The sequence below is a fragment of the Solwaraspora sp. WMMA2065 genome (assembly GCF_030345075.1).
In the GTDB taxonomy this organism is placed as follows: domain Bacteria; phylum Actinomycetota; class Actinomycetes; order Mycobacteriales; family Micromonosporaceae; genus Micromonospora_E.
Window position 1 is genome coordinate 4,810,953 of the sequence record NZ_CP128361.1, and the last position, 13,461, is coordinate 4,824,413.

The following is a 13,461-nucleotide window of genomic DNA, read 5'->3' on the forward strand; positions in this document are numbered from 1 at the left end:
ACCACCGTCACCACCGGGCAACCGCCCGCCGCGCCGTGTTACTCGGCCCTCGGCGAGAGACGGTTGCCCTTGTCCGGAAGGCATCAAGGCGCAGATCAGGTGCTGGTCTGTCGTTGCCAGTGGGCGAGGTTGTTGCGGGTGGTCAGGGTGTCGGGGTGATCCGGCCCCAGCACCCGCACAGAGTCGGCGAGCAACTCCTCGAACGCGGCGGCCGCGCCGACGACGTCACCCGCCTCACCCCGCCAGGAAGCGACGTTGTTGCGGGTGGTCAGGGTGTCGGGGTGATCCGGCCCCAGCACCCGCAGCCGGTCGGCGAGCAACTCCTCGAACGCGGCGGCCGCGCCGACGACGTCACCCGCCTCACCCCGCCAGGAAGCGACGTTGTTGCGGGCGCGCAGGGTGTCGGGGTGATCCGGCCCCAGCACCCGCACAGAGTCGGCGAGCAACTCCTCGAACGCGGCGGCCGCGCCGACGACGTCACCCGCCTCACCCCGCCAGTAAGCGACGTTGTTGCGGGTGGTCAGGGTGTCGGGGTGATCCGGCCCCAGCACCCGCACAGAGTCGGCGAGCAACTCCTCGAACGCGGCGGCCGCGCCGACGACGTCACCCGCCTCACCCCGCCAGGAAGCGACGTTGTTGCGGGTGGTCAGGGTGTCGGGGTGATCCGGCCCCAGCACCCGCACAGAGTCGGCGAGCAACTCCTCGAACGCGGCGGCCGCGCCGACGACGTCACCCGCCTCACCCCGCCAGGAAGCGACGTTGTTGCGGGTGGTCAGGGTGTCGGGGTGATCCGGCCCCAGCACCCGCAGCCGGTCGGCGAGCAACTCCTCGAACGCGGCGGCCGCGCCGACGACGTCACCCGCCTCACCCCGCCAGGAAGCGACGTTGCTGCGGGCGCGCAGGGTGTCGGGGTGATCCGGCCCCAGCACCCGCACAGAGTCGGCGAGCAACCCCTCGAACGCGGCGGCCGCGCCGACGGCGTCACCCGCTCGACCCCGCCAGGAAGCGACGTTGCTGCGGGTGGTCAGGGTGTCGGGGTGATCCGGCCCCAGCACCCGCACAGAGTCGGCGAGCAACTCCTCGAACGCGGTAGCGGCAGCCGCGACTTGTCCGGTGTTCCCGAGGCTGCGGAGGCTGCGAAACAGCAGCGTATGAGCATCGGGCTGCAGGAGTGCATCACCGCTGGCCATCCGTAGAGCGGTGCTATTGGCACGCAAGGTCTGCGTGGTGTCGTGGTCCCGGTCGATCTCGGGCCAGACAGCCAGTAGAGCGTCAGCGGCGGCCCGGGCGAGAGCGGCGAGGTGGACCGGGTCGAGGGTGTCGCGCGTGACCCGCTGCACCAGGGCGTGGACGCGGACCGTGCCGGTGGCCGTGTCGTGGGTGACAAGGCTCAGTCGGTGCAGGTTCCGTAGCGCGTCGCGTACGTCGTCAGCTGTCACCTGCCGCCCGCTGCGGTCCGCGAGGTGCGCCACGGCAGCATCGGCGGTGAACACGGCCTCGGGGATGCCGTTCGGATCCAGCACAGCGGCGAGGTTCAAGACATGCCGAGCCAGACCGGCTGGCGGATGGCTGTCCGCCACGTCGATCGACAGCGACCACGTGACCGCGACCGTCGCCCGGTGCCCATCTGGGAGAGCGTCATCCGGCGGGACAAGCTCAATCAACCTCTTCCGCCGGTCAGCCAGCCGGGCCCGATAACCGGCAGGATCGATACCCCGGTCCCGGATGAACGCGGCCGCCTGCGCCAACGCCAACGGCAGACACCCCAGATCAGCGGCCAACGCAGCCAGATCGTCATCCTGGTCACCACTGGCACCGATCGCACCGTCAAGATAATCGACAGCGTTATCCGAGCTGAACACATCGACGTCGACCAGGAAACGGCCGTCCGTGTGCAGCACCGGATCACGGCGACGGGTCGTCACCACCGTCCGACCATTGCGACTGTTCGGCGGCCACCAGTCCGCAGCGTCACCAGGGCTATCGAGGTTGTCCAACACGACCAGCCACCGCTTCGACGTGCGCTCCAACCACGACACGAACCGGCTGGCCGCAGCCTCATCGTCCCCGTCTCCCGCCACAGCGGCACCCACCGAGCGGGCAGCGTCGGCGTAACGGGCGACGATCGCGTCACGACTCGACGCCGTCACCCACACCAGCACATCCACCTCACGACCCCGCTCCAACCGGCGCGCGAACTCCGCCGCCAACTGGGTCTTGCCCACCCCACCCATCCCCGACAACACCTGCGTCAACACCGCCGTCTGGCCCGCCCTGGCCGCCCGCGACAGCTCCGCGCCCGCAGGCCGACCCTGAAACCACGCCGCCCGCTCCGGGACCCGCCCGACACGCACCACCGCACCCTTCGGCACCGACGACGGACCACGCTTGACGCGCCGAGCCATGAACCCGTCGACGAGTGCCGCCAAAGCCGCCACGCTGCCGATAATCCCCGCGATCCAGCCAGCCTGTTCCGTACCCGCCCAACCGAACCGAGGCAGCCCCCACCCCCACGGATTCCACCAGGCGAACAGGGCCACCAGGCCACAGACGACAGCCAAGACCGCAAACACAACCGTCCGCCGCCGCCACCGACGAGGAAACACCCGAGCCACGCGCACCATCATCGACGACAAGCACAATCACCGAACTCACCGAGTCGGGATCACGTCATCGCTGCCGGGGCCAGCCAAACAGCGGCAAGCCGACCCACGAAGATCAACTACGACAACGCCAGTACAAACGAGAACCGAAGCAGCTGCGAGAGGCCGAGAGACGTCGAGGAACCCGCCGCAGGCCAGCGAGCCGACGTGTCCGGTTCGACCCGATCCAAGGCCCGGACGCGGGTTAGGGGTTCGAGTCCCCTTGGCTCCACCCACATTATGGCTGGTCGGCGCGCCAGTGCATCGACCCTTGTCGCGCTGGCCAGTCGGACCAGGAACCAGAATCAGCGAATCGTCAGCAGAAGTCGCCGAACACGTCCCGTACCCCCGTCGCTGATGAGCCACGTGGCGTACGAGTTCCTCAGGTCGTGCAAGCGGAGCCCGCCAGCGGCCTTGAGCGCGACCTGGTCGACGGCTTCCCGCTCGGTCGCGAACTCGGCAACCACTCGACGCCGGTCGCGTCGGTCCACTTGGCGTGCCACTTGTCCGGCGACACTTCGGCTACCTTGCCGAGTAAGCCAGCCCGGACCAGCGCCGGACGCCAGACCTGTCGACGAAAGTTTGACCGCCGGAGTGGGCTGCCGTCCCGCGTGGCGAACACCAGCGCGGCCGGCTTGGGCTCTGCGGGCTGTGCGCCGAGTCGCGGGCAGTCCAACGCCATCAGGCCTGCCGGCGGGTGGGCCAGAGGAACCACGTCGTGTCCGTGGTCTGGCAGGTGGTCGACCCAGGCAGGGGCGAGCGTACTGACCGGGCTGATCGACGACTACCAGTTGATGGTCCAGCTCAGCGCCTGAGCCGTGCGGCCCGACGACGATCTGAGGCGGGACAGCTGTGCCCACCGCGTGGTTGGGCGCGGTGGGCACAGCTGTGCGGTACGGAGGTGGTTGAGGTCAGCGCTTCCGGTTCGGGTAGCGGCGACGTTGGGTCAGGTGGACAAGGATCACTCCGCCGACGATCAGCACTAGGCCGACGACCAGGAAGTTCATGGTGTTCGCGCCGGTCAGTGCCAGCGGACTGGCCGACTCGTCAGCATCTGCTTCGTTTGCAAGGTTGTCCACGGCTGGGGCATTGATTCCACCGGCAGCGGCAGTCGGGCTCGGGTCCGCACTCGGCTGTGCGGTCGGCTCGGCTTCCTTCTCCTCTCCGGCAGCGGTCTCGGTCGGCTCCGGCGTGGGCTTGGCTTCCTGCGTCGGCGGTGCCGGATCGTCGGTGACCTCCGCCTCAGGGCTGGCCGGTGCCGGTGTCTCCTCAACGGGCGGTTCCTCGGCCGGCGGTTCGTCGGCGGGCGGTTCGTCGGCGGGCGGTTCGTCGGCGGGCGGTTCCTCGGCGGGCGGTTCCTCGGCGGGCGGTTCGTCGGCGGGCGGTTCGTCGGCGGGCGGTTCCTCGGCGGGCGGTTCCTCGGCGGGCGGTTCCTCGGCGGGCGGTTCCTCGGCGGGCGGTTCCTCCGCTCCGCCGGCTCGCACCTCGATACGGACGGCGTCGATCGCCGGGGTCTGGTTGGCCCGCTGCATCATCGGGATCCGGTGCGATCCGTCGCCGGCCCACGATGCGCACTGGGCGATCCCCTCCTGGGGCAGCCCGGGCACCTGGATAGTGACGACATCCGGCTCAGCACCGCCGCCACCGTCCTCAGTCGCGACGAAGAAGGCCGGCACCGGCTCCGGGTCGAGCGCCTCGGTGGTGCTGGTCAGCATCCGGCAGGCGGTGTGGAAGTGACCGCGGGTCAGTCCGTCTCCGGTCAGCAGCGCGGACTCCACGTAGTACCCGCCCTGAGCCGCCGGGAGGAAGCGGTCCCGGACCAGATTGCGGGTGCTGACCCGCAGTTGGAACGGTTCGCCGACGCCGACCGATTCCGGCGACTCGGTGATCAGCAGCGTCGGGTTCTGCTCTGCCGCACCGACCTCTCCGAACGCTGTCGAGACGCAGCGGCTGCCCACCTGGAAGCCGTCGTGTAGCTCCAATGAGCTGTCGTCGCAGCCGGTCCCGAGCACATCGAGTCCGTTGACCTGCTCGCTGGCCTTGCGATCCGTCCCAGCACTGGAGATCTGGCTGACGGCGATCAGGACCCCGAAGGCGGACAGGGTCGCGACCGCGATGACGGCGCGGCGCGCCCGTCCGCCCTTCGCGGGTCTGGCGGCGCTTCTGTGAGCCGGTTGTCCCATGTGCACACCTTCCGAATGCTCACCGTACTGGGATGTCTGTATTAGGCTCGGGCACGACGGTGCCGGCGGGGGTTCACCGGGAGCGGATGACTAGTCGCCCCGGGCCATACGCACACGTTAGGGAGCGGTTCAATCAAGAATCAACTTCAGCGCCAGAAATGATGATTTCTTGAGCCGCAGGTAAAGAAAACTTATGGCATCGATCTCGAACGCCTGACATCAGCCGTTCGGCTGATGTCGATGTGGTGACTGTCGGTAGTGGTGGGATGTCACCGGCGGTCGTCGTGCAGTAGCTTCTTCTGCACCTTACCCATCGCGTTGCGTGGCAGGTCGTCCACGATGCGCACTTCACGTGGGCGCTTGTGGGTGGAGAGTTCGGTGGCCACGAAGTCGATCAGCGACTGCGGGGACACGCCCTCGGCCACCACGTACGCGACGACCCGTTGCCCGAGGTCTGCGTCGGGTGCGCCGATGACCGCCGCCTCGCGTACTGCCGGATGGGTCAGCAGCACGTTCTCCACCTCGCCGGCACCGATCCGGTAACCACCGCTCTTGATCAGATCGGTCGAGGCGCGGCCGACGATTCGGTGCCAGCCGGCCTGGTCGATCGCCGCTACGTCGCCGGTGCGGAACCAGCCGTCCGGGGTGAAGTCGCCGCGCCCGGCGGCGCCGAGGTAACCGTCGAACACCATCGGGCCGCGAACCTGCAGTTCGCCGATGGTCTCGCCGTCCGCCGGCAACTGCTCGCCGTCCTCACTGGCCAGCCGGGTGTGTACGCCGGCGAGCGGCGCACCGACCCAGCCGGGTCGCCGCTCGCCGTCGGCGCGGCTGCTGACCGTGATCAAGGTTTCGGTCATTCCGTACCGTTCGACCGGTGCCTGCCCGGTGAGCTCGGTGAGCGTGCGGAAAACCGGGGCGGGCAGGGCCGCCGAACCGGAGACGAGGAGCCGGGCGGCGCGTAACGCCCGGGCGGAGGGTCGGTCGTCGCAGATTCGGGACCAGATCGTCGGTACGCCGAAGTACAGCGTGCCACCGGCGGCGGCGTACGCCCCAGGGGTGGGCCGGCCGGTGTGCACCAGCCGGCAGCCGACGCGTAGCGCGCCGATGACGCCGAGCACCAGACCGTGTACGTGGAACAGCGGCAGGCCGTGGACCAGGGTGTCGTCCGGCGTCCACGCCCAGGCCTCGGCGAGGGCGTCGAGGTCGGCGGCGATGTTGGCGCTGGTCACCGGTACACCTTTCGGTGCGCCGGTGGTGCCGCTGGTGTAGAGGATCAGCGCGGGGGCGTCGGACCCGACGGTCCGGCGCTGGCCGGGCCCGCCCTGGTCGGAGCCGCCCTGGTCGGAGCCGCTCCCGACCGGCCTCGTCGGGTTGGGGCCAAGCAGCAGTTGAGCGCCGGAGTCGCGCAGGATGTGACCGCGTTCGACCGGGCCGGCGTCCGGCGGTACGGGGACCAGCGTGGTGCCGGCCAGCAGGCAACCGGTGAGCGCGACGACCGTGTCGAGGCTGGCGGTGGCGTCGACCGCGACGGTGTCGGCGCCAGCGATCTGCCTGGCGACGGCGGTCGCGGCTTCGAGCAGGTCGTCGCCGGACATCGACTGGTCGCCGACGGTGACCGCCGCCGGCCGGCCGGTCAGTCGCGTGGGGTTCAGCAACGCCATCTTCCCGACTCTCCTCCTGCCGGTGGGCGGACCGGCTCCGGACCATTGTCGGCTCTGTGGTTGCCGGGCTGGCGCTCTGGGTCGCCGGCTTCGTCGGACTGTTCGGGTACGGGTACACGGCGAAGTCGCAGCGCGACGCCGCCGCCGTGGACCTGTCCAGGGTGGCGATCGACGACACCGTCACGGTCCAGGTCACTGACGGCGGCAAGTACGGCGTCCGGCTGGAGACCATCGCCGGAGCCGACCGCCCCGACACGGTCCAGCGGCTGATCGACGCTGCGTGGGCTGCTCACCGCCGGATCGGCGGCCGGCGGTGGACTGCTGCTGGTGCTCGGGTCGGTGCTGCCCTGGATCGCCGGTCCGGACGCTGATGCCGTCATGTACGGCGCGGTGGAGACCGCCGGCGGGTCGGCGCTGGGTTCGCGGGCCGGGCTCTCCGGCGGGGACGCGTTCGTGACCCTGCTGGCCGGGCTCGTCGCGCTGGTCGTCGCCGGGTGGTACGGAATGGGCCGGGCCCGCCGGTGGCAGCAGGTGACGATGGCCGGGGCGGGCGTGCTGGCCATCGCCTGGGCAATGCTGAACCACGCCGAGATCGGCGAGCCGGATGGCACCGTCGTGCTCGGCCCGGTCGCCCCGGACAGCCCGGTCGACCAGATCAACTAGATCGACCAGACCGACCGGGTCGGCCTGGTTCGTTCGTTCCCTCCGTTGTCGACGGGCTCTCTTCTGACCGCTACCGGTCAGTTCTGAAACACGCCGTCTGATTCCTGCCACAAATGTTCGTCGCTGGGCACGGAAAATCACATGACTTGTATTTCGGATGTATTTCGCGATGCTATGGGATAAATGAGACGTGAAATCTATGCTTCTCGGCGGTGCTCCCTGCTCACATGATGTCGAAGCGTTTAGTGAAGTTGGATCCAATGGTTCTGGTGGACATCTACCCAGCTCAAGCGGCAGGTTTCGCGAGTGTCCGTGATCAGTCATTCAAACTCCGTTGTGATCAATGGAAATTTGCCAATACGCTGCTAGCGCCCAGATGGGTACCAAGACAAGGGAGGGTCTCTTGAAATCCACACTGCGCTGGTCGGCGATGGCCGGCCTGGCACTCGCGCTGGTCGTCACCGGCGCGCCGGCCGCCCAGGCGGAGTCGTCGCCGTTCAAGTCGGACGGCAACACGAGCGCCATCGCCCGCACCCTCGACGGCCGGGCGATCACCAACGCCAAGATCGCGAAGGAGGTCACCGACTTCTGGACCGAGGAGCGGATGGCATCGGCGGTCGACCTGACCTTCGCGAGGTCGGCGAAGGGTGCCGAATCGACGATCGCCGACGCCAAGCCCAACGGGCCGGCGGGTGCGGTGGCGCCGGTCGCGCCGAGCCTCGGCAGCCGCGGTGACGTCGGACTGATGCTCAACGAGTCGCAGGCCGTCGGCAAGGTCTACTTCACCACCCCCACCGGCGGCACCGCCTCCTGCTCGGCCAGCACCGTCGCCAGCGGCAAGCGTCGGCTGGTCATGACCGCCGGGCACTGCGTCCACCAGGGCCCCGGCGGACAGTGGTACAGCAACTGGCAGTTCGTCCCGCGCTACCGCAACGGCTCGCGCCCGTTCGGCACGTTCGTGGCGTCCAGCCTCAACACCCGTACCGCCTGGATCAACAGCGGCAGCTACGCCGAGGACATGGGCATCGCCATCATGAACAACGGCGGCATCTACGGTGCCAAGGTCGTCGACACCGTCGGCGGCCACGGGCTGCGCTGGAACTACAGCTACAGCGTCTATGTCACCGCTCTCGGTTACCCGTCCAACCTGGGTGGCGGCGAGAGTCAGTACTACTGCCAGGGCACCACGTGGAACCCCGGCGGCCAGCAGATCCGGATGTACTGCAACATGACGTACGGTTCCAGCGGCGGACCTTGGCTGCAGGAATACAACGACTCGACCGGCTACGGGTACATCAACAGCGTGGTAAGCCACGGTGACAACCCGGGCAATGGTCAGTTCGACGGCCCGTACTTCGACAACGACATCAAGAGCCTGTACGACTTCGCCGAAGGTATCTCTCCGGCCTGATCCGTCCGTCCACCTGATCAGTACCGTCCAAAGGTAGCCTCGGCCGATATGGTCGGGGCTACCTCCGCTGCCAGTCCGTCAGCGGCTGCCAGTCCGCTGATTGGCGTGGCTATCTCCCGCCGCGAACCAACGTCGTCGTCACCGGTACGGTCACCGGTGGACGGCGGCTCGTTGTACGACCTCCTCGGTTGTCAACGGGCTGCGTGGGTGGTGGCTCAGGCACATCGGCGCCTGCAGCTTGACGAACCGCGCGCCTTCCACCGCTGCGTAGAACTGTCCGGTAGCCATCTTGCCGACGTCAGGGATGTCGGTACCCTTGGCCCGCGCGACGTCACGGGCCGCCTCGATCTGCACAGGTGCGGTCAACAGGCCGAAGAACTGGGTGGCAGCGTTGCCGGGGATCTGATTGTGCAGCGCCTTCGGGGCCTGGGTCGCGAAGACCAGACCGAGCCCGTACTTACGGGCCTGTGACGTCAACGCGAGGGTGCTCTGGGTGCAGGCGGTGACCGAGCCGGATGGTGCGAGGGTCTGAGCCTCATCCATCACGAACAGTCCGCCGAGTGGCCGGTCGCCGGCCGGATTTCGCTTGATCCAGGTGAACAGGGCGAGCTGTAACTGGTTGACGAAGCTCTGCCGCTGGTGGTCGTGTGGCAGTCCGACGAAGCTGATCACCGAGACGCGGGCGTGTCGGCCCGGCGGCGGCGTGAGCAAGATGCCCGGGTCGACGGGAGTGCCGTCACCGCCGAGCAGCGGATCATCGATCAACGCTGCCTTGAGTAGTTGCGCCATGCCTGCTGCCAGCTTCGGTGCGCTGTCGAGCTGGCTGACCCCGTCCGGTAGGTCGTTCAACAGATCGGTGAACGCCTGCAGGTCGCTGCCACCGTTCTGGGCGTAACCAATCAGTGCCTCGCGCAGCACGGCTCGCCCCAGCCTTGCCTTGTCGGTGCCGCCGTCGACCCGGGCATGTGGCGCGAGGGTGGCGACGGCTGAGTCCACGGCTGCGCGGAACCCGTCGGGATCGTCGAGTACGTCACCGAAGTTCGGGAGCGGTTGAAAGCTCAGCGGGCGGCCGGCACGACGACCGGGCGTCCAGACGACCACGTCGGTACCGGCGAAGTAGGCAGCAGCTTGATCCGGATCCGCAGGACCCCAGCCGGTCGGCGGCTCCGGCCAGGCATCGCCGAGTCGGGCGAGGTCGTTGTTCGGGTCCAGCACGATCGCGGACACGCCACGCAGCGCGCACTCCTCGACAAGCCGGCGGAGCAGCACCGTCTTGCCGGATCCCGAGCCGGCGAATATCACCGTGTGCCGACGCAGTGACTCCAAGTCCATTCGGACCGGGTCCGCCCGGCCGGCGACGGACCCGATCGTCATCTGGGGCGGGTCGATCCCGGCCTGCATCGCCAGCTGCTCGGCGGGCCCTCCGCGACCAGCGGACGAGTTCCCGCTGGCCGCCGGCCGCACCGATACGGAGGCCCGACCGACGGCCCGCACCGGCGGGCCGACCTGCTGCATGGCCGGATCGGGCTCGGTTGGCGCCGTCGTGTCGTGACTGTCAGCATGGCTTTCCCTGTTGGCGTCGGCACCGCCATCGAGCGCGTCGCGCAAGAAAGCGACGGTGGAGGCCGGCTGTCGGGAGGCGAACCATGGCCGCAGTCGTTCCAACCCGTACTGCTGGATCAGCCGTTCCAAGGCGGCAAGGCGCCTGATGTCCGCGGTGGGGAAGGGAAGCGTCTGCCCGCCGGCTCTGGTGAACGCGTCGAGCAGTTCCCGGGTACGTGCACCGGCCGACCAGCCCGCGCTGCGGAGCAGGAAGAGTCGCCGCTTGGTGACCCCTTCGGTCAACCCGGAGGTGGTCATGGCGTTGCGGATCCGGTTGAGCGCCGCGATGTGGTGCGGCGCACAGACGGCCCGGAACGACCAGTGCTCCTCGTCCTCGGTCTCCTCGTCGAGCGTCCGCCGCACCCGGGCGTGCAGGGCCGGCTTGCCGCTGAACGGCAGCGGGTCGAGGCTGAACTCATCGGCCGATCCGCCCTGCGCGGCGATCCACGCGGTCAACCCGGCCTGTAGCAGCGCCGGCACTCTCAGGTCCTCGCTGGACTGCTGCACCGCGCTTGCGGTCTCGGCTGACTCGATCAACTCGGCGTAGCTAATGTCGATCTTGGCGAGCTCGTCGGACTCGGCCGGCACCGACTGCGCGCCTTCCTGCACCTCGGACTTGTCGGACCGATCGGGTGTGGGAACGGCATCGGACCTCGTGGCCGGGCCGTTCTTTCCGGACTGCGCGTGCAGGAGGTGGGTGAGCTCGCGTACCTGCCCGTCGGCCAGACAGGAGCGCACGTGGGTGTCGATCCGACGGAGCAGTTCGCGTGGCGTGAACTGGACGACCTCAGTGAAGGCGGACGGATGGATCGGCCACGTCGGGTACGGCGGGGTGAAGCCCAGCTCGTCGAAGACCAGGCCGAACCGCTTCTCCACCAGCTCGCGGCCGATGTCCGGCGACGGGATCTCCTTGAGCCGCACCGCCTCCCGGAACCGATCCTGCACGGTGTCGGTGGCCTGCTCCTTGATGCTCTGCCAGGTCTGTGGCAGGCAGGAGACGACCGACAGCGCGCGGCGGGTGTTCTCCCGGAGCGACATCAGCCCGCTGGCGATCTGCTCAAGCAGCAATGAGGTCTGCCAGTCGACCTCGCCGCGTACCTCGCGACTGGTGGACTTGACCGACTGCGCGACCATCAGGTCGATCTGGTCGAGCGCGATCACGGTGGGCCCGACCAGAGCGAGCAGCCGGGACGCGTCGCGGACGATCTCCTGCGGTGCTCGCTTGCTACGTCGGATGCCCCAGGCGGCCAATGCTCCCGGGCTTTCCTCGTCGCTGGATGAGAGGAAATCGTGGCCGAGGTCCTGAGCCGTGCCGTCGTCGCTGGCGTACAGCACGAGTGCCCGAGCAGTGTCCTGGCATTCGGTGCCGATCTGGCGATTGATCTTCCGTACCTGGTCTACGAGGGCATCGAGGGCATGCCGGGTCAGTTCGGTGTCGCCGGTGATCGACCGACGGACGGCCCGCGGCGCGTCGACCTCGTCGGCAAGTCTGCGCAGGAAGGTGCGCAGCTGAGAGGTTCCGTCCGGTGCCGGTCGGACGAAATCCTCCAGCAGGGACAGCGAGGTGCTTCGCCAGAACGCGCTGGCCTCCAGGAGCTTGACAAGAAAAAAGAAGCCACCGGCGGTCTGTACCCGTTGACGCAACGCGCCGAGCAGGTGTGTCTTGCCGGTGCCGCGTTGCCCCAGGATCGCCAGTCCCACCGGGCTGGAGTCGACGCTGTCATCCGCTTCGGCGACGCCCTCCATCACCATCTCGATGATCTGGTGATGCAATCCTTCGACGTGGAAGGGAAGCGGCTTCCAGACATCGTCCGGGGTCGGTGCCCAGTTGAACCGTAGTGCGGCCAGCGCTCGCCGCTGCTCGTCGGTCATCCCGGTGGGACCCGTCATGAGGGCGAGATCGAAATCAGATGCCGTAGCTGATTGCCGATGCTGACGGCGGCGTCGCGCTCCTGCGTCCTGAGTACCTTCTGGTTGGACTCCGGCACGATCTGCACGTCGGGGTCCTGGTTGAGCTTGATCAGCGCGGCGTCGAGATCGTCGCGAGACAGATCGGCGAGCACGGCCCGCAGCGCGGCCAGCATGACGTAGTCGCCGGGTTGGTCGATCAGCTCGTGGTACGCCCGACGGATCCGCGTGGCCACGTCGACCTGGCTCGCTTCGCTGCCGTTGGCCGTCGGCGCGACCGGCTCTGCCGAGTCGGTGGTGGAAGCGATCTCGTCGGGCTTGAACTGCATCCGGAACAGGTCGTCCGCTCGGACGCCCGAGTGGTCGATCAGCCGACGAACGAAGTCGAGCACCGTGTAGAGCGTCGCACCTGCGGTGCCGGCACCCTTCGGTGGCTCGTCCTTGCTCAACTCCGCCTTGGCCGCCTCCCACCCGCTGTCGGTCAGGTGCAGGGTGATTGGCTTCTCCGTCACCTCGATCAGCCCAAGGGCTTCCAGGGCGCGGCGATGGGTCGCCTTGAGCCCGGTGACGCCCGCGACGTTGATCAGGTAGCTCTGCTGCAGCGGAGCGGCCTTGACCATCAGGTTGATGAGTACGCACCGCTCGACGAGGGTGAGTTCCTTCTCCGACATGCGGTGCTCCTCAAGGGCGTGAGCGGTCGCATCGACATGGCGATGATCAATAGCTCGGGGTGGCCGGGAAGATGAGGTGCCGGGCCGGGGGTGGCCTGGGCACTGGCCGATTCTGCCGATACCGCTGGATCGACGCAAGGTCCGTCCGTCCGATGCAGATAGCTGACACTCCGCCATGGGTGGATCTTCAATGTCGCAGGGCAGGAGGTCACCTGAAACACCTGTTCGCAGGGGCCGGAAAGTGATCATGAATAGAACCGTTGCCAAATCTCGTCGGTGAGAGGCAGCATGGCTGGTCGGTGCAACCCGGGTGGCGGTCCGCAGAGCGCGGGCTGCGGTCTTATGCCCGTTTCTCGCGGGCGGCGGAGGTGTGCGGTGCAGTCCGAAGTGGTCCGCTACCAGGTCGACGACAAGACGGTAGCGATGGTCGAGATCGATCCGCCGGTTGGTTTTCAGCCGGCCGGGGTCGGCGACGTCGTTGGCTGGGTACGGGAGTCCGCCGCACCTGCCATCGCCGCCGCCAGCGTGTTGTTGGACCAGGTCAAGGCGGTCTCTCCGGATGCCGTCGAGGTGAAGTTCGGCATCAAGGCGACCGGCACGACCAACTGGGTGGTCGCCAAGGCGGCGGCTGAAGGGAATTTCGAAGTCACCCTCGGCTGGTATCCGGGTGGGCCGCCGGACGCCAGCACCACGATGCGGCGCTGACCGGGACGGAGCGGC

9 protein-coding genes are annotated in these 13,461 nt (G+C 68.3%); 4 read left to right on the forward strand and 5 right to left on the reverse strand.

All coding sequences use genetic code 11. The features are described 5' to 3' along the window. Positions 1 to 95 precede the first annotated feature (95 nt). The 3 genes from fxsT to O7610_RS21985 form a co-directional block, all read right to left on the reverse strand. Positions 96 to 2,438 (reverse strand): FxSxx-COOH system tetratricopeptide repeat protein, encoded by a 2,343-nt coding sequence (gene fxsT / locus O7610_RS21975; protein WP_289211732.1) that lies wholly within the window; start codon positions 2,436 to 2,438, stop codon positions 96 to 98. Positions 2,439 to 3,553: 1,115 nt separating this feature from the next. Continuing rightward, a complete protein-coding gene (locus O7610_RS30735; RefSeq protein ID WP_353850289.1) occupies positions 3,554 to 4,825 on the reverse strand; it encodes a hypothetical protein in 1,272 nt (423 codons plus the stop codon). 269 nt (positions 4,826 to 5,094) lie between these two features. Next, positions 5,095 to 6,486 carry an acyl-CoA synthetase gene (locus O7610_RS21985; RefSeq protein WP_289211733.1) on the reverse strand — a complete coding sequence of 464 codons (1,392 nt, stop codon included), beginning with the start codon at positions 6,484 to 6,486 and terminating at the stop codon, positions 5,095 to 5,097. 56 nt (positions 6,487 to 6,542) lie between these two features. On the opposite strand from O7610_RS21985, the gene O7610_RS21990 reads away from it, so the two are divergent. The 3 genes from O7610_RS21990 to O7610_RS22000 all read left to right on the forward strand — a co-directional run bounded on the left by O7610_RS21990 (position 6,543) and on the right by O7610_RS22000 (position 8,560). Further along, entirely contained in the window at positions 6,543 to 6,857 is a 315-nt protein-coding gene (locus O7610_RS21990) for a hypothetical protein (protein ID WP_281552362.1), read from the forward strand. Beyond that, positions 6,814 to 7,149, forward strand: a complete 336-nt coding sequence (locus tag O7610_RS21995; RefSeq protein ID WP_281552363.1) for a hypothetical protein — start codon at positions 6,814 to 6,816, stop codon at positions 7,147 to 7,149. Before O7610_RS21990 ends, O7610_RS21995 begins: the two co-directional genes overlap by 44 nt. 376 nt (positions 7,150 to 7,525) lie before the next feature. Next, complete coding sequence (locus O7610_RS22000; protein ID WP_348650028.1) at positions 7,526 to 8,560, forward strand: trypsin-like serine peptidase; 1,035 nt, start codon at positions 7,526 to 7,528, stop codon at positions 8,558 to 8,560. Between the two features lie 150 nt (positions 8,561 to 8,710). On the opposite strand, the gene O7610_RS22005 is transcribed toward O7610_RS22000, so the two are convergent. Together O7610_RS22005 and O7610_RS22010 are read right to left on the reverse strand one after the other, a co-directional pair. Beyond that, positions 8,711 to 12,052, reverse strand: coding sequence for a helicase HerA domain-containing protein (locus tag O7610_RS22005; protein WP_289211734.1), 3,342 nt, complete (start codon positions 12,050 to 12,052; stop codon positions 8,711 to 8,713). Beyond that, complete coding sequence (locus O7610_RS22010; RefSeq protein ID WP_281552366.1) at positions 12,049 to 12,990, reverse strand: hypothetical protein; 942 nt, start codon at positions 12,988 to 12,990, stop codon at positions 12,049 to 12,051. Before O7610_RS22010 ends, O7610_RS22005 begins: the two co-directional genes overlap by 4 nt. A 126-nt stretch (positions 12,991 to 13,116) precedes the next feature. Here O7610_RS22010 and O7610_RS22015 point away from each other — a divergent pair, with 126 nt between their 5' ends. After that, entirely contained in the window at positions 13,117 to 13,446 is a 330-nt protein-coding gene (locus O7610_RS22015; RefSeq protein WP_281552367.1) for a CU044_2847 family protein, read from the forward strand. Positions 13,447 to 13,461 lie beyond the last annotated feature (15 nt).